Origin of the sequence: Sphingomonas sp. M1-B02, from assembly GCF_026167525.1 — a bacterium.
Classification (GTDB): Bacteria; Pseudomonadota; Alphaproteobacteria; order Sphingomonadales; family Sphingomonadaceae; genus Sphingomonas.
In genome coordinates this window covers 2,438,166-2,453,605 of sequence record NZ_CP110679.1, presented here as the reverse complement: position 1 = coordinate 2,453,605, position 15,440 = coordinate 2,438,166, and the positions used below count along the sequence as shown (strand labels likewise).

Sequence of the window (15,440 nt, the reverse complement as noted above, 5' to 3'; positions counted from 1 at the left end):
TCTGGAAATTCCTCCCCCAGCTTGCTGGGGGAGGGGGACCGTCGCGAAGCGATGGTGGAGGGGCGCCGCGGCACGCGGCGGAGCCGCTCGAGGCAAACGCCTCCTGCCGTGCTTTGCCCGGCGGCCCCTCCGTCATCGCTGCGCGATGCCACCTCCCCGAGCTAGCTCGGGGAGGAGTTTTTATGCCTTCGCCTTGTCCTTGTCGTACGCGCCCAAGCCCGGCTTGTAGCTCTTCTCGTCGATGAACTGCCGCGTGGCTTCTTTGCGGCCTTCGGAATCGTAGCTGTTCGCCGCTTCCTGCGCGCGGATCAGATAATCCTCGGCATTGTCATAGGTCATCTCGCGGACGCGGCGGATCGCGTCCTTGGTGCCCTTGAGCGCGACCGGGTTCTTGGCGAGCAGAACCTTGGCGACTTCGCTGACGCGGTCCTTGAGCTGTGCCAGCGGCACCGCCTCGTTGACCAGGCCCCATTCGGCAGCCTGGGTGCCGGTGAGGTTCTCGCCCATCATCGCATGGTACATCGCCTTGCGGAACGGCATCAGCTCGGTCGCGACCTTGGATGCGCCGCCGCCGGGCAGGATGCCCCAATTGATTTCCGACAGGCCGAACTGCGCCTCGTCCGCCGCAAAGGCGAGGTCGCAGCCGAACAGCGGGCCATAGCCACCGCCGAAGCACCAGCCATTGACCATCGCGATCGTCGGCTTCTGATACCAGCGCAGCCGCTCCCACCAGCCATAGGCCTCGCGCTGCGCCTGGCGCGTCGCGCCGAGCCCCTTGGCTTCGTTCTCGCGGAAATATTCCTTGAGATCCATGCCGGCCGACCAGGCCGAGCCTTCGCCGCTCAGCACCAGCACGCCGACGTCCGCGCGATGCTCGAGCGCGTCGAGCACGGTCATCATGTCGCGGTTGAGCGTCGGGCTCATGCAGTTGCGCTTGTCCGGACGATTGAAGCGGACCCAGGCGATGCCGTCTTCGACATCATAGGCGACGACGCCGCCGCTGCTCAGTTCAGTCATGGTTTCGGCTAATCCTTCTAAATGTCTTGGCGTGCGATCGATCAGATCGGGAAATGGCCCGGCTGGGTCTCGATCGTGATCCAGCGCAATTCGGTGAAGGCATCGATGCCGGCCTTGCCGCCGAAGCGGCCATAGCCCGATGCCTTGACCCCGCCGAACGGCATCTGCGGCTCGTCATGCACGGTGGGGCCATTGATATGGCAGATACCCGACTGGATCTGCCGCGCGACGCGCAGCCCGCGCGCCGTGTCCTGCGTGAAGACCGAGGCCGACAGGCCATATTCGGTGTCGTTGGCAAGCTCGATCGCATGCGCTTCGTCGCGTGCGCGGGCGATGCCGACGACCGGGCCGAAGCTTTCGTCGCGGAACAGCCGCATCGCGGGCGTCACCTTGTCGATGACATGCGCCGGCATCAGCACGCCATTTGCCTCGCCGCCGACCAGCTGCTCGGCGCCGTTGGCCAGCGCATCGTCGATCAGGCCGCGGACGCAATCGACGGTCTTCTGGTCGACCACGGCCCCCAGCGGGGTCTTGCCGTCGCGCGGATCGCCGACCGCCATCGATGCGACCTTTTCCTTGAACTTCGCGGCGAAGGCGTCGGCGATGCTCTCCTCGACGATGATCCGCTCGGTCGACATGCAGATCTGGCCCTGGTTCATGAAGGCGCCGAAAGCGGCGGCCTTCACCGCTTCGTCGAGATCGGCATCGGCAAGCACGATCAGCGGGGCTTTGCCGCCCAGTTCGAGCAAAACGGGCTTCAGATGCTGCGCCGCGCGCACCGCGATGATCCGGCCGACATGGGTCGATCCGGTGAAGTTGATGCGGCGGACATGGGGGTTGTCGATCAACGCGCCGACGATCTCGGCGGCATCCTCGGGGGCATTGGTGACGATGCTGACCGCGCCCTCGGGCAATCCTGCCTCGGCAAAGGCCTCGGCAATCAGCGCATGGGTGCGCGGGCATTGCTCGCTTGCCTTGAGCACCACGGTGTTGCCGCAGGCCAGCGGAACCGCGACGGCGCGGACGCCCAGGATGATCGGCGCGTTCCACGGCGCGATGCCCAGCATCACGCCCACGGGTTCGCGCAGCGCCATCGCCAGGCATCCGGGCTTGTCGGAAGGAATGACTTCGCCGGTGATCTGGGTGGTGAGCGCCGCGGCTTCGCGAATCATGCCGGCGGCGAGCATCAGGTTGAACCGCGCCCAGCCTTCGGTGGCGCCGATCTCGCCCATCATTGCCGCGACGAACTCGCTGGCCCGCGCCTCGAGCGCCGTCGCCGCCTTCATCAGTAGCGCGCGCCGGGCATTGGGGCCCATTGCCGACCAGATGGGGAATGCCGCCGCCGCCGCGTCGCACGCCGCGTCCGCATCGACGACGCTTGCCGCGGGCGCGCTGGTCGCGATCTCGCCGGTGACGGGGTTGAGCCGCTCGAACATGCGACCCTCGTGGATCATCGTTGCCATTTGCCTCTCCTAATATTGTTATAGCATATAACGTAAGTTACAGCGGTGCAACAGCCTGCTGCTCAACTCGCCGACGCTTTGCGGCTGGCCAGCCCGAAAAGGGCAAGCGCACCGACCGCGGATCCGAGTGCCATCAGGATGGCGACGGTGGAAAGCGGATAGCCGGCGGCGAACAGCAACCCGGCAACCGCCGGCGCCAGTGCCGATCCGCCGCGACCGATCCCGATTACGAATCCCGTGGCGGTTGCGCGAAGCCCGGTGGGGAAGCTGCGCGCGACCAACGCATAGAGTCCCACCACGCCGGCATTGGTCGCGAATCCGGCGGCTGCGGCCAGATACGACAAGGTCGCGATATCGCTTCCGCCGCGGCCGAACAGGATCACGAGCGCCACCGATCCCAGCATTGCGCCGATCGTCAGCGGCAGCAGCTTGACCCGCGAGGTCAGCAACCCGAGCAGCAGCGAGCCCGCCGCGCCGCCGGCGCTCGCCCACACCAGGACCCCGGCCGCGGCGGAAGGTGCATGGCCCATGTCGACGACGATCTTCGGGATCCATTTCAGGATGAAATAGAAAGTCATGATATGCGCAAGATATGCGAGCGTCAGCAGCACGGTCTTGCGGCGCAATGCGGCGGAGAAGAGATCGATCGCGGACGTCTTGGGCTTCGCGACCGCGCGCTCGGGGAGCGAGTCGATCGTGGCATGTCCCATCCGGGCGAGCGAGCGATTGATCTTCGCCAGCGCGTCCGGGGGCCGCTTGTGCACCAGGAATGCAATTGATTCGGGTGCCGCCAGCAGCACGATCGGCACGAAGCAGGCGCTCGCCACCGCGCCGAACAGGAAGACCGACTGCCAGCCATAATTGGCGAGCAGCACCGCCGAGATCGATCCGCCGACGATCGTCCCTACCGGGTACCCGGCCGCCATCAGCACCACGCACAGCGCCCGCCGACGATCGTTGGCGGCCTCCGCCACCGCCGCGTTGGTCGCTGCCAGCATCCCGCCGATGCCGAGGCCGGTGAACAGCCGCCAGCCGGAGAGCTGGTAGACGTCGCCGGCGCTCGCTGCGCCCAGCATCCCCGCTGTCATGATGCCAAGACAGGTCAGGATCGTCACGCGCCGTCCCATCCTGTCGGCAAATCCGCCCAGCGCCAGCGAACCCACCGCCATGCCGATCAGCTCCATCGACAGCACGAAGCCCAGGGCGCCGCGATCGATTCCCCAGTCGCGCGCGATCCCCGGCGAGGCGAAGCTGATCGAGAGCACGTCGAACCCGTCGAGCGCGTTGAGCCCGACCATCACAGCGACCACCGCCCATTGCGCCCGCGACATCGGCTCCCGGTCGAGGATTGCCTGGGGGTCGTTCGTGCGCATCAGCCTCTCCGCTCTTTTGCCCAACGGTTGCGCCAAATTGCTATGCCAGGCAACAGAGATTGCGATACGGAACCCCCGCAAGATTCGATAGTCCGGAGCCTGACCAATGCCCAACCCGCCGTTTCGCGCCGATCATGTTGGCAGCTTCCTCCGCCCGCCCGCGCTGATCGAGGCTCGATCAGCCCTTAAAGCCGGCACGATCGACGCCGCTGCCCTGCGCGCGGTCGAGGATACCGCCATCCGCGACGTCGTGGCGATGCAGGAATCGCTCGGCTTCAAGGGAATCACCGATGGCGAATTCCGCCGCACCTATTTCCACACCGATTTCCTGCTCCAGCTCGACGGCGTCGACGAGGCCGGCGGCACCCAGGTCAAGTTCCACCAGCATGGCGGCAAGGAACTCGAATATGCCCCGCCGGTGATGAAGGTTACCGGACCGGTTCGCCATGTGCGCGACATTCAGCGCCGCGATTTCGAGTTCCTGGCGTCGTGCACCACGCAGACCCCCAAGGTCACGATCCCGTCGCCGACAATGCTGCATTTCCGCGGCGGCCGCGAGGCGATCGACGAAACCGCCTATCCCGATCTCGACCAGTTCTACGAGGACATCGCCGCCGCGTACCGCGCCGAGATCGCCAGCCTCGCCGACGCCGGCTGCCGTTATCTCCAGCTCGACGACACCAACCTCGCCTATCTGTGCGACACGACGCAGCGCGAGAATGCGCGCCGCCGCGGCATGGACCCCGACGAACTGCCGCGCCTCTATGCCCGCATCATCAACGATTCGATCCGCGATGCGCCGGCCGATATGGTCACCTGCGTCCATCTGTGCCGTGGCAATTTCCGCTCTTCCTGGGCCGCCGAGGGCGGTTACGAGCCCGTTGCCGAAGTGCTGTTCAACGAGCTCAAGGTCGACGGCTATTTCCTCGAATATGATGATCCTCGCTCGGGCGACTTCGCGCCGCTGCGGCACGTCCCCAAGGGCAAGACCGTCGTGCTCGGGCTGGTCACGACCAAGCTCGCCGACATGGAAAGCGCAGACGACGTCAAGCGCCGTATCGAGGATGCTGCGCAGTTTCTGCCGCTCGATCAGGCAGCGCTGTCGCCGCAATGCGGCTTCTCTTCGACGGTGCACGGCAACGACATCGAGATGGCGCAGCAAACGGCGAAGATGCGGCTGGTGATGGAGGTCGCCCGCGACGTCTGGGGCGACTGCTGACCGTTCAGTCGGCGGCGAGTTCCTCGTCCGGGAGCAGCTCGGTATCGACCTGCGCCTGGGCGGAAGCCGCGTAGCGGGCGCCGCGGATCGCGTCGCCAGCGAACATCCCGTCGATCTGCGCAATCGTCGCCGGTTCGAGGACGATTGCCGCCGCCGCGACATTCTCCTCGAGATGCGCGATGCTGCGCGTCCCCGGGATCGGCACGATCGTGTCGCCGCGGGCCAGCAGCCAGGCCAGCGCGAGCTGGGCCGGCGTGCAACCGGTCTCGGCAGCGAGCGCTTCGAAAGCCTGTACCGCGATCAGATTGTGCGCGAGGTTCGGCTGCCGGAAGCGCGGCATCGACATGCGAATGTCGCCCGGCGCGTAGGCGTCGTCGCGGACCGAGGCGGCGAGCATCCCGCGCGCCACCGGCGAGAAAGCGACGAAGCCGATCCCCAGCCGCGCGCAGGTCTCGAGCACCGCCACTTCGGGGTTGCGCCCCATCGGCGAATATTCGCTTTGCACCGCGGCGATCGGATGAACGGCATGCGCGCGCGCGATCGTCGCCGCGGACATTTCGCTGAGCCCGATCGCGCCGATCTTGCCGGCCTCCTTGGCCCGCACCAACGCGCCGACCGACTCCTCGATCGGCACGCGGCGGTCGAGCCGGTGGAGATAATAGAGATCGATATGGTCGGTCCGCAGCCGGACCAGTGCCTCGTCGAGGGTCTGCGCAATCGCGCCCGGCGATCCGTCGAGTCCGCGCTTGCCGTCATACATGCCGAGCACGCATTTGCTGGCGAGGGTGAATTCGCGGCGGCGATGCATCACCGATGCACCCAGCAAGGTCTCGTTCGACCCACCACCGTAGAGCGCCGCAGTATCGAGCAACGTAACGCCCAGATCTAGGGCGCGGTTGAGCAGCCGCCCGCCTTCCTCCGAGGATGGCGGCAGACCATAAGCATGGCTGAGATTCATGCATCCCAGCCCGATCGCCGAAACCTTCAGCGAACCGAGCGCGCGCTCGGGCAAATTCGTCACAAGGGCAGCCCCACATAATTTTCGGCGATAGCGGTCTGCATCGCCCGCGAAGTCGCGACATAGTCGATTTCGGCGCGCTGCATACGATGCTCGAACGCGCCATCTTCGGGAAAGCGATGCATAAGCTTGGTCAGATACCAGCTGAACCGCTCCGCCTTCCAGATGCGGGCCAGTGCGCGGGCTTCATAGCCGGCCAGCGGCGCCTCCTCCCCCTTGCCGAACCAGGCGATCAGCGCCTCGGCGAGATAGGCGACGTCGGAGGCGGCGAGGTTGAGCCCCTTGGCCCCGGTCGGCGGCACGATATGCGCGGCATCGCCGGCCAGGAACAGCCGCCCGCGCCGCATCTTCTCGAACACGAACGACCGCAGCGGCGCGATCGACATTTCGAGCGCCGGGCCGCGGACCACGCCCCGCTCCGAAATCGGATCGAAGCGAAGCGCGAGTTCGTCCCACAGCCGATCCTCGGACCAATCCTCGATTCGCGCCTCCTGCGGCACCTGGATATAATAGCGGCTGCGCGTCGGCGAACGCATCGAGGCGAGCGCGAAGCCGCGCGGGCCGTTGGCGTAGATCAGTTCGGGATGGCAGGGCGGCACGTCGGCCAAAATACCCAGCCAGCCGAACGGATAGACGCGCTCGAAGCGATGCGCCGGATCCTCGCCGATCGCCTTGCGCGACGCGCCATGGAAGCCGTCGCATCCGGCGATGAAATCGGCGTCAATGCGATGCGTCTGGCCGTCGGCTACATAGCTGACCCACGGCCGATCGCTCTCGACGTCGTGCAGCGCGACGTCGCTTGCCGCATAGACGATCTGCAGTCCGCGATCGGGCGCGGCGTCCATCAGGTCGCGGGTCAGTTCGGTCTGGCCGTAAACGGTGACGTGTTCCCCGGTCAGGGCCTTGATGTCGATGCGGATCATCCGGTCGTCGTCGGCGAGGTTGAACCCGTCCTCGACCATCCCCTCGGCCCGCATCCGCGCATCGAGCCCCAGCCGCTGCATCAGCCCGGTGGTGACGCTTTCAAGCACCCCGGCGCGGATCCGCGACAGGACATAGGCCGGCGACTGGCGCTCGACGACGACGCAGTCGATCCCCTCGGCGCGCAGCAAATGGCCGAGCAGCAGCCCCGCGGGCCCGGCACCGATGATCGCGACATTCGTCTTCATAACGCTCCCGCGAGCTGCTTCTCGAGCGCATCGAGCACGCGGTAGCAGGGCATGACCTGCGCCACGCTGGCATTGGGCTCACGCCCTTCGCGGATCGCCGCGACGAATTCGCGGTCCTGCAGCTCGATGCCGTTGCTCGAGACGTCGACGCCGCTCAGGTCCACGGCTTCCTCGCGGCCGGTCACCAGATCGTCATAGCGCGCGATCCAGGTGCCGTTGTCACAGATATAGCGGAAGAAGGTGCCCAGCGGCCCGTCGTTATTGAACGACAGCGACAGCGTGCAGATCGCGCCGCTCTCGCTCTTGAGCTGGATCGACATGTCCATGGCGATGCCGAGCTCGGGATGGATCGGGCCCTGGAGCGCATTGGCGGCGACGATCGGGCCGGCCTGATAGGCGAACAGGTCCACCGTGTGCGCGGCGTGGTGCCACAGCAGATGATCGGTCCAGCTGCGCGCTTCGCCCTTGGCGTTCATATTCTGGCGGCGGAAGAAGTAGGTCTGGACGTCCATCTGCTGGACCGCAAGCTCGCCCGCGGCGATCTTGCCGTGGAGATATTGGTGGCTCGGATTGAAGCGCCGCGTGTGGCCGACCATCGCGACCAGCCCGGTCTCCTGCTGCTTGGCGAGCACCTTCTCGCCGTCCGCTAGATTGTCGCACAGCGGAATCTCGACCTGGACATGCTTGCCGGCCTCGAGGCACTGGATCGTCTGCGCGGCGTGCATCTGGGTCGGCGTGGCGAGGATCACCGCGTCCAGCCCGGGCTGTTCGAGCGCCTCGGCGAGATCGGTGCAGGCATGGCCGATGCCATATTTGTCGGCCACCGCCTGGGTCGGCTCGAGCCTGCGTCCGACCACCGAGACGACTTCGACGCCGTCGATCAGCTTGAGCGCGTCGAGATGCTTTTCGCCAAAGGCGCCGGCGCCGGCGAGTGCGATTTTCATTCCAACATTCCTTCGATTATTCAGCAGCGATCGCGGCGGGCTCGCTGCCGGTCATGTCGAGCCCTTCGCCATTGTCCGGCCGCAGCACGAGATGCCCGATCGCGGTATTGCTGCAGGGCACATGATAATGGCGGTGCAGCATCCGCGTGTTCGTGCCCATCGCCCCGCGCATGACCAGCCACATCACCATCTCGATGCCTTCCGAGCCGGTCTCGCGGAGATATTCGAGATGCGGGATGCGGCGCAGCGCGTCGGACGAACCAATCAGCCCGTCGAGGAAGCGATTGTCCCATTCCTGGTTGATCAGCCCCGCGCGCGGACCCTGGAGCTGGTGGCTCATGCCCCCGGTGCCCCACACCTGGACGTTGAGATCCTCGGGAAAGCTCTCCACAGCCTTGCGGATCGCCTCGCCCAGAGCCCAGCAGCGATTGCCCGAGGGCGGCGGATAGGTGACGACGTTGACCGCCAGCGGAATAACCTTGCACGGCCATGTGTCGGGCTTGCCAAACATCATCGACAAGGGAACGGTCAGCCCGTGATCGACGTCCATCTCGTTGATGATCGTCATGTCGAATTCGTCGAGGATCAGGCTCTGGGCGATATGCCAGGCAAGGTCGGGATGCCCCTCGACGTCGGGCACCTGGCGCGGCCCCCAGCCTTCGTCGGCGGGCTTGTACTGCTCGCCGCAGCCGATCGCGAAGGTCGGGATGATCTTCATGTCGAATGCCGAGGCATGGTCGTTATAGACCAGGATCACGACATCGGGCTTCTCGGCGGCTTCCCAGGCGCGGGTCCAGTCGTAGCCCGCGAAGATCGGGCGGAAATAGGAATCCTCGTCCTTGCCCTGGTCGCTCGCGACGCCGAGCAGGGGAACGTGGCTGGAAGCCACGCCGGCGGTGATGCGTGCCATGTCAGTTGCTCTCCAGTGGATCGGCACCGGCGGCGCCATTGGCCTTGATCGAGCGCTGGCCCTCGGGCGATCGCCCGCCGCCGACCATCATCGCGGTATAGTCCTCGAAGCTCATGCCGGTCATCGTGCTCACCGCCTGGGCGAAGCTCTGCCCGTCGGTCGAGAAGACCTTGGCGAGGAAATAGACGTTGCCGCCCAGATCGAGCAGCCGGTTATAGTCGCGCGCCAGCAATGCCTCGCGCTGTTCATCGGTCAGGTTCCAGTCGACGAGATAGGCGCGCTCGTCGGCCTTGAAGCGCGCCCGATTCTCGGCCTTCATCAGGCTCATCGCGAACTGGTTGAGCTGATAGCCCTGCCGCGCCCGCTTGGCGGTGAACACGCGGGTGCCGGGGATATCGTCGAACGCCGCCAGATATTCGTGGATGTTGGTCGGGCCGGTCACAGGCCTTTCTCCTTCAAGATTGCATCGAGCCGCGGGAAGACGCGGCGGACATTGTCTTCGAAGATCGCGTGGCGCTGCGCGTCGCTGATCGGCAGCGCATCGACATAGCGTTTGGTGTCGTCGAAATACTGCCCGGTCTGCGGATCGATCCCGCGCACCGCGCCGACCATCTCGCTGCCGAACAGGATGTTCTTGGTGTCGATCACCTTGGCGAGCAGATCGACGCCGGGCTGGTGGTAGACGCAGGTGTCGAAATAGACGTTGTTCATCACATGCCCGCTCAGGTCGGGCTGCTTGAGCATGTCCGCCAGCCCGCGATAGCGGCCCCAATGATAGGGCACCGCGCCGCCGCCATGCGGGATGATGAAGCGCAGGCTGGGGAAATCGGCGAACAGATTACCTTCGATCAGCTGCATGAAGGCGATCGTGTCGGCGGCGATATAATAGGCGCCGGTGGCGTGCAGCGCCGGGTTGCAGCTGCCCGAGACGTGGATCATCGCCGGCACGTCGAGCTCGACCATCTTCTCGTAAAGCGGATACCAGTATCGATCGGTGAGCGGCGGCGCGGTGAAGTGCCCGCCGCCCGGATCGGGATTGAGGTTGCAGCCGATGAAGCCAAGCTCGGTCACGCAGCGCTCGAGCTCGGCGATCGAGCCTTCGAGCCCCGCTTTGGGGTTCTGCGGCAGCATGCACACGCCGGCGAAGATGTCGGGATAGAGATCGACGCAGCGTTTGATCAGATCGTTGTTCACCCGCGCCCAGGCGAGCGCCATCGCCTCGTCGCCGACATGCGGCGCCATCGCCGAGGCGCGCGGGCTGAAGATCGTCATGTCGGCGCCGCGCTCGCGGATCAGCCGGATCTGGTTGGCCTCCAGCGACTCGCGGATCTCGTCGTCGCTGATATCCGGGTAAGGCGGCGGCGCCTCGCCGGCCTTGAACGCGGCCTTCTGCGCCTCGCGCCATTCGGAATGCGCGGGCGGCACGGTGGTATAATGGCCGTGGCAGTCGATGATCATAAGGTCGCGCCTCGTATTGCAGTGAGTTTCGCGGCGAGATCGCCCTGCGGTGTCAGTCCCAGACCGCCGATCGCGCGCTGACGCTCGATCGTGCCGCGAGTCATCGCCGATCCGCTCCCGAGCGAATCGAGCGTCTTGACGACTTCCTCCATCTCGGCGGCGCGGCGCAGGCCATGGACCATCATGCGATCGAGATTATAGTCGGCCTTGGACTCCCAATCGGTGCCCGGCCAGCTCGCGTCGAGCGATGTGCGCACGGCTTCGCCCACGCCCGCGGCATCGGCGGCCAGGAAGCATTCGGCGGTCAGCGCCTCGATCCCCTTGACCATCACCGAGCGGATCATCTTGATCGACGAGGCCTGGCCTACGGGTCCGGAAACTTGGGTGACGTCGGTGAAGCCGATCGTCGCGAGGAATGCCGCGGCCTCCTCGGCATGCGGGCCGCCGATCAGCAGCGGCACCGCCAGCCGCTTGGGATGGACCGGCGCCATCACCGCCACATCGACATAACGCCCGCCGCCGGCCTCGATCGCTTCCGCTGCGGCGCGCTTGGTGTCGGGCGCAACGCTGTTCATGTCGAACCAAAGCGTGCCACGCGCGATCCGTCGTGCGGCGGTTTGCGCCGCGGCGAGCGCCTGATCCGCGGTCACCAGGCTGAGCACCGCGCCGATCCCGGCAACCGCCTCGGCCGAATCGGCGCAGGCGCGAACCCCGGCGCGATCGAAGTCGACCAGCTTGGCGTCGCGCGTCGCGCGATCGTCGGTCTTGCGATCATAGCCGCGCGCCGCTGCGCCGCCGGCAAAGGCAGCGCCGGCTTCTCCGAACCCGATGAAGGCGAATGCGGCATCCATATCCGGCCCCTAGGCCAGCGCGACTCCGCATCGCCAATCACAATGGCGCGCCGGCTATTCGCTTTCCGGAATTCTGGTTTCCGTGACCGCACGCTCCACCAATGCGACGAAGCGCCGCTGTGCCGCGGTCGGCCGCCAGCCGATCCGCGTGGTGATCCCGATCGTCCGCACGCATTGCGCAAGCGGCGGCCCGATCTGCGCAAGCACGCCGCTACGCGCCTCCAGCGCGACCTGATCGGGCGAGAGCAAAGTCAGCAGGTCGCTGTCGCGCAGCACCCCGCGGATCACCATCACCGATCCGCACTCGATCGGTGCTTCCAGCCTGTGGCCGGCAAACAGTGCCTCCCAATGGCCGCGCAGCGGTGTATCGGCCTGCCCGACGATCCAGCCAAATCGCGCGAGATCCTCGAGCGTCGGCCTGGCCATGCCCGCGAGCGGATGTCCCGTGCGGCCGATCACCGCCAGCCGATCGGTGAACAGAGCGCGCTGCTCCAGTCCATGCGGCGCCTCGTCGCGCAGCGCGCCGATCATCAGGTCGATCACCCCGTCGCGCAGCGGCTCGACCAGTTCGCGCCACGATCCCTCGGCGACGTCGATCACCGCGCGAGGGCTGCCGGCGACGAAGGCGGCGATGGCATGCGGCAGGATCAGCGCGCGGCACAGCGGCATGGCCCCGATCGCGATCGTGCCCGTCTCCGCATCGCCCGAAACCTCGGCGATCCCAGCCGCGATCTCGCGCGCCGCCAGCCTTATGCCGCGCGCAAGCCGCCGTCCGGCGGCGGTCAGCACGACGCCGCGTCCGCGCCGTTCGGCCAGGACCACGCCGCTGATCTGCTCGAGGTCGCGCGCTGCGCGGTGGAGCGCGGGCTGCGACAGCCCGGTTGCCGCCGCCGCGCCGACGAAGCTGCCGGCATCGGCCAGCGCCAGAAAGGCGTGGAGCTGGCTGGCGGTCATCAGATCCTCCGGCCGTGCAAAGCCACGCACGCCGCGTCGCTGGCTCGCTGCCGCAAGATGCCCGATCGCCGTGGTTGCGCGGTCGGCCATCAGCATCCCGGCCTCGGTCGCCGAGACCCCGTCGCGGCGACGATCGAACAGCGCCATCCCGAGCTGGCGCTCCAGCTTCGCAAGCCCCTGGGTGAGCGCCGGCTGCGACAGGTTCACGGCAAGCGCGGCCCCGCTCATACTGCCCTGCGCGGCGATCACCGGCAGCGCGCGCAAGTGGCGCAGATTGAGATCGAAGGGACGCAGCATCGAACACACCTATAGCAATAGCTTATCACGAAAGTGCAATTCCGATTGGGGCGCGGCCGCGCGCGCGCTTAGGGCAGCGCATCGCATAAGGAGTGCATGCATGTCGGGACGAGTGATCCGCAACGTGGTTCGGGCCGAAGCCACGGTGATCGACGGGCTGGCCGCCGCCGGCGTCGCCACCGTCCACGAAGCGCAGGGCCGGATCGGGCTGCTCGCCAGCCGGTTGCGCCCCATCTATCCGGGCGCGCGCATCGCCGGATCGGCCGTGACGATCTCGGCGCCTCCGGGCGACAATTGGATGATCCATGTCGCGATCGAGCAATTGCAGGAGGGCGACATCTTGGTCCTTGCGCCGACCAGCCCCTGCGAAGACGGCTATTTCGGCGACCTGCTCGCCACTTCGGCGATCGCCCGCGGCTGTCGCGGATTGGTGATCGACGCCGGCGTCCGCGACGTCCGCGATCTCACCCAGATGAACTTCCCGGTCTGGTCGAAAGCCGTCTTCGCGCAAGGCACGATCAAGGCGACGCTCGGATCGGTCAACGTCCCGATCGTCTGCGCCGGCGCGGCGATCGATCCGGGCGACGTGGTCGTCGCCGACGATGACGGCGTCTGCGTCGTCAAACGCGCCGATGCCGCTGCGGTACTCGCCAAGGCGCAGGCGCGCGAGGCCGCCGAGGAATCGAAGCGCCGCAGGCTCGCCGCGGGCGAGCTCGGACTCGATATCTACGACATGCGCGGCAAGCTCGCCGATCTGGGCCTCACCTATGAATGACGGCATCCGCTGCATGTGGATGCGCGGCGGCACGTCCAAGGGCGGCTTCTTCCTCGCCGAAGATCTGCCGCAAGACACCGTAGCGCGCGATGCCTTCCTCCTGCGCACGATGGGTTCGCCCGATCCGCGCCAGATCGACGGCATGGGCGGCGCCGATCCGCTGACGTCGAAGGTGGCGGTCGTATCCAAATCCGATCGCCCCGGAGTCGATGTCGACTATCTGTTCCTCCAGGTCTTCGTCGATCAGGCGATCGTCTCCGACGCGCAGAATTGCGGCAATATGCTCGCCGGCGTGGGACCCTTCGCGATCGAGCGGGGGCTGATTGCGGCGCCTGGCGAGGAGACCCGCGTCGCGATCTACATGGTCAATACAGGCCAGATCGCGATCGCCACCTGCCAGACCCCCGGGGGCGCGCCGACCTATGCCGGCGACGCCGCGATCGACGGCGTGCCCGGCACCGCCGCGCCGATCCCGCTCGAATTTCGTGACACTGCGGGCTCGTCGTGCGGCGCACTTCTGCCCACCGGCAATGCCGTCGATGTCATCGAAGGCGTGGCCTGCACGCTGATCGATAACGGCATGCCGTGCGTGGTGTTCAAGGCCGCGGATGTCGGCGCCACCGGCTATGAGGATCGTGACACCCTTGATGCCGACAGCGCGCTCAAGGCGCGGATCGAGGCGATCCGGCTGCTTGCCGGGCCGATGATGAATTTAGGCGACGTCGCCGACAAATCGGTGCCCAAGATGATGCTGGTCGCCCCGCCCGCCCACGGCGGCGCGGTGACGGTGCGCAGCTTCATTCCGCACCGCGCCCATGCCACGATCGGGGTGCTCGGCGCGGTGAGCGTGGCGACGGCGTGCCTGATCCCGGGATCGCCCGCCGCCGACGTGGCGGACGTTCCGGAAAGCCAGCGCAAGCTGCTGTCGGTCGAGCATCCGACCGGCGAGATGAGCTGCGTGCTCGAAACCGACGATTCAGGCGCCGTGACCAGCGCCGCTTTGCTGCGCACCGCCCGGAAACTGATGGATGGGATGATCTTCGCATGAGCCGGACCAAGACCTGGGTCGATACGCCCACCCAGCCCAGCTTCGTCCCGCCGCCCGGCGCCGTCGACGCGCACGTCCATGTCTTCGGGCCCGAGGCGGCGTTTCCGTTCAGCCCCAAGGCCAAATATCATCCCGAGGACGCCACCCCGGAAATGCTGTTCGCGCTGCGCGACCGGCTCGGCTTTGCGCGTAACGTTATCGTCCAGGCGAGCTGCCACGGCACCGACAATGCGGCGACGCTGGCGGGCATCGCGAAGTCGAACGGTCTCGCACGCGGCGTCGCGGTGGTCGATCCGGATATCGACCTCGCCGAGCTCGAGCGGCTGCACGCGGGCGGAATCCGCGCGGTGCGCTTCAATTTCCTCAAGCGGCTGGTCGACAACGCCCCCAAGGACAAATTCCTCGAAATCGCCAAGAAGATCGCCCCGCTCGGCTGGCACGTCGTCGTCTATTTCGAAGCCGATCTACTTGACGAGCTGGTGCCGTTCCTCGAAGCGATTCCGACGATCGTCGTGGTCGATCATCTCGGCCGCCCCGATATCGCCCAAGGCCCCGGCGGCGCGGACATCAGTGCCTTCCAGCACCTCCTCGATACCCATTCGACGATCTGGACCAAGGTCTCGGGCGCCGAGCGCCTGTCCCCCCAAGGCCCGCCGTTCGACGATTTCGTCGAGGTGATCCGGCCGCTGGTCGAGCGCTATCCCGATCGCGTACTGTGGGGCACCGATTGGCCGCATCCGAACATGGAGCATCGCATTCCCGACGACGGGACGCTGGTCGACGTCATCCCCCGCATCGCCGTCGCCGCCGAGCTCCAGCGCAAGCTGCTCGTCGATAATCCGATGCGGCTCTATTGGCCGGAAGGCTGACCGGGCCGCTGCGGGTGAGACCAATCAGACAAGCCCCTGGGTCGCACCCGATCAGCGAATAAGGCTGATGCGCTT

Annotated in this window: 15 protein-coding genes; 4 read left to right on the top strand and 11 right to left on the bottom strand. The window is 66.6% G+C overall.

Going from position 1 to position 15,440, the window contains the following annotated elements; translation table 11 throughout:
- Window positions 1–180: 180 nt before the first annotated feature.
- From OKW87_RS11805 to OKW87_RS11795, 3 genes are all read right to left on the bottom strand, one after another.
- Window positions 181–1,017 (bottom strand): p-hydroxycinnamoyl CoA hydratase/lyase, encoded by an 837-nt coding sequence (locus OKW87_RS11805; RefSeq protein WP_265539739.1) that lies wholly within the window; start codon window positions 1,015–1,017, stop codon window positions 181–183.
- 41 nt (window positions 1,018–1,058) lie between these two features.
- The gene (locus OKW87_RS11800) at window positions 1,059–2,480 is read right to left on the bottom strand and encodes an aldehyde dehydrogenase (RefSeq protein ID WP_265539737.1); all 1,422 of its coding nucleotides are present in this window, start codon (window positions 2,478–2,480) and stop codon (window positions 1,059–1,061) included.
- A 62-nt stretch (window positions 2,481–2,542) separates the two neighbouring features.
- On the bottom strand, window positions 2,543–3,853 hold the full coding sequence (locus tag OKW87_RS11795) for an MFS transporter (RefSeq protein ID WP_265539735.1): 1,311 nt from the start codon (window positions 3,851–3,853) through the stop codon (window positions 2,543–2,545).
- 106 nt (window positions 3,854–3,959) lie between these two features.
- Between OKW87_RS11795 and OKW87_RS11790 the strand changes: the two genes are divergently transcribed.
- The gene (locus tag OKW87_RS11790; RefSeq protein ID WP_265539733.1) at window positions 3,960–5,072 is read left to right on the top strand and encodes a 5-methyltetrahydropteroyltriglutamate--homocysteine S-methyltransferase; all 1,113 of its coding nucleotides are present in this window, start codon (window positions 3,960–3,962) and stop codon (window positions 5,070–5,072) included.
- 4 nt (window positions 5,073–5,076) lie between these two features.
- Here OKW87_RS11790 and OKW87_RS11785 read toward each other — a convergent pair whose 3' ends face one another.
- Genes OKW87_RS11785 through OKW87_RS11750 form a run of 8 tightly spaced genes read right to left on the bottom strand, consistent with a single transcriptional unit; the run spans window position 5,077 to window position 12,673 of the window.
- Complete coding sequence (locus OKW87_RS11785) at window positions 5,077–6,093, bottom strand: aldo/keto reductase (protein WP_265539732.1); 1,017 nt, start codon at window positions 6,091–6,093, stop codon at window positions 5,077–5,079.
- Entirely contained in the window at window positions 6,090–7,259 is a 1,170-nt protein-coding gene (gene pobA, locus OKW87_RS11780; protein WP_265539730.1) for a 4-hydroxybenzoate 3-monooxygenase, read from the bottom strand. The genes OKW87_RS11785 and pobA overlap by 4 nt, the downstream gene beginning before the upstream one ends.
- A complete protein-coding gene (locus OKW87_RS11775) occupies window positions 7,256–8,203 on the bottom strand; it encodes a Gfo/Idh/MocA family oxidoreductase (protein ID WP_265539728.1) in 948 nt (315 codons plus the stop codon). Before OKW87_RS11775 ends, pobA begins: the two co-directional genes overlap by 4 nt.
- A 16-nt stretch (window positions 8,204–8,219) precedes the next feature.
- Window positions 8,220–9,113 (bottom strand): class III extradiol dioxygenase subunit beta, encoded by an 894-nt coding sequence (locus OKW87_RS11770; RefSeq protein WP_265539726.1) that lies wholly within the window; start codon window positions 9,111–9,113, stop codon window positions 8,220–8,222.
- A gap of 1 nt (window position 9,114) precedes the next feature.
- Window positions 9,115–9,555, bottom strand: a complete 441-nt coding sequence (ligA, locus tag OKW87_RS11765) for a protocatechuate 4,5-dioxygenase subunit alpha (RefSeq protein WP_265539724.1) — start codon at window positions 9,553–9,555, stop codon at window positions 9,115–9,117.
- Window positions 9,552–10,571, bottom strand: a complete 1,020-nt coding sequence (locus OKW87_RS11760) for an amidohydrolase family protein (RefSeq protein ID WP_265539722.1) — start codon at window positions 10,569–10,571, stop codon at window positions 9,552–9,554. The genes ligA and OKW87_RS11760 overlap by 4 nt, the downstream gene beginning before the upstream one ends.
- Window positions 10,568–11,422, bottom strand: coding sequence for a DUF1932 domain-containing protein (locus OKW87_RS11755; protein ID WP_265539720.1), 855 nt, complete (start codon window positions 11,420–11,422; stop codon window positions 10,568–10,570). Before OKW87_RS11755 ends, OKW87_RS11760 begins: the two co-directional genes overlap by 4 nt.
- Window positions 11,423–11,476: 54 nt before the next feature.
- Window positions 11,477–12,673: a LysR family transcriptional regulator gene (locus OKW87_RS11750; RefSeq protein WP_265539718.1), complete on the bottom strand. Its 1,197-nt coding sequence runs from the start codon at window positions 12,671–12,673 to the stop codon at window positions 11,477–11,479.
- Window positions 12,674–12,773: 100 nt separating this feature from the next.
- Here OKW87_RS11750 and OKW87_RS11745 point away from each other — a divergent pair, with 100 nt between their 5' ends.
- Genes OKW87_RS11745 through OKW87_RS11735 form a run of 3 tightly spaced genes read left to right on the top strand, consistent with a single transcriptional unit; the run spans window position 12,774 to window position 15,365 of the window.
- Complete coding sequence (locus OKW87_RS11745; RefSeq protein WP_265539716.1) at window positions 12,774–13,448, top strand: 4-carboxy-4-hydroxy-2-oxoadipate aldolase/oxaloacetate decarboxylase; 675 nt, start codon at window positions 12,774–12,776, stop codon at window positions 13,446–13,448.
- A complete protein-coding gene (locus OKW87_RS11740) occupies window positions 13,441–14,496 on the top strand; it encodes a 4-oxalomesaconate tautomerase (protein ID WP_265539714.1) in 1,056 nt (351 codons plus the stop codon). The genes OKW87_RS11745 and OKW87_RS11740 overlap by 8 nt, the downstream gene beginning before the upstream one ends.
- A complete protein-coding gene (locus OKW87_RS11735; protein ID WP_265539712.1) occupies window positions 14,493–15,365 on the top strand; it encodes an amidohydrolase family protein in 873 nt (290 codons plus the stop codon). The genes OKW87_RS11740 and OKW87_RS11735 overlap by 4 nt, the downstream gene beginning before the upstream one ends.
- The last annotated feature ends 75 nt before the right edge of the window (window positions 15,366–15,440 follow it).

Bases quoted from the DNA above. Each gene is read 5' to 3' on its own strand.
- OKW87_RS11805 (WP_265539739.1), bottom strand. From the start codon at position 1,017: ATGACTGAACTGAGCAGCGGCGGCGTCGTCGCCTATGATGTCGAAGAC.
- OKW87_RS11800 (WP_265539737.1), bottom strand. From the start codon at position 2,480: ATGGCAACGATGATCCACGAGGGTCGCATGTTCGAGCGGCTCAACCCC.
- OKW87_RS11795 (WP_265539735.1), bottom strand. From the start codon at position 3,853: ATGCGCACGAACGACCCCCAGGCAATCCTCGACCGGGAGCCGATGTCG.
- OKW87_RS11790 (WP_265539733.1), top strand. From the start codon at position 3,960: ATGCCCAACCCGCCGTTTCGCGCCGATCATGTTGGCAGCTTCCTCCGC.
- pobA (WP_265539730.1), bottom strand. From the start codon at position 7,259: ATGAAGACGAATGTCGCGATCATCGGTGCCGGGCCCGCGGGGCTGCTG.
- OKW87_RS11775 (WP_265539728.1), bottom strand. From the start codon at position 8,203: ATGAAAATCGCACTCGCCGGCGCCGGCGCCTTTGGCGAAAAGCATCTC.
- OKW87_RS11770 (WP_265539726.1), bottom strand. From the start codon at position 9,113: ATGGCACGCATCACCGCCGGCGTGGCTTCCAGCCACGTTCCCCTGCTC.
- OKW87_RS11760 (WP_265539722.1), bottom strand. From the start codon at position 10,571: ATGATCATCGACTGCCACGGCCATTATACCACCGTGCCGCCCGCGCAT.
- OKW87_RS11755 (WP_265539720.1), bottom strand. From the start codon at position 11,422: ATGGATGCCGCATTCGCCTTCATCGGGTTCGGAGAAGCCGGCGCTGCC.
- OKW87_RS11750 (WP_265539718.1), bottom strand. From the start codon at position 12,673: ATGCTGCGTCCCTTCGATCTCAATCTGCGCCACTTGCGCGCGCTGCCG.
- OKW87_RS11745 (WP_265539716.1), top strand. From the start codon at position 12,774: ATGTCGGGACGAGTGATCCGCAACGTGGTTCGGGCCGAAGCCACGGTG.
- OKW87_RS11740 (WP_265539714.1), top strand. From the start codon at position 13,441: ATGAATGACGGCATCCGCTGCATGTGGATGCGCGGCGGCACGTCCAAG.
- OKW87_RS11735 (WP_265539712.1), top strand. From the start codon at position 14,493: ATGAGCCGGACCAAGACCTGGGTCGATACGCCCACCCAGCCCAGCTTC.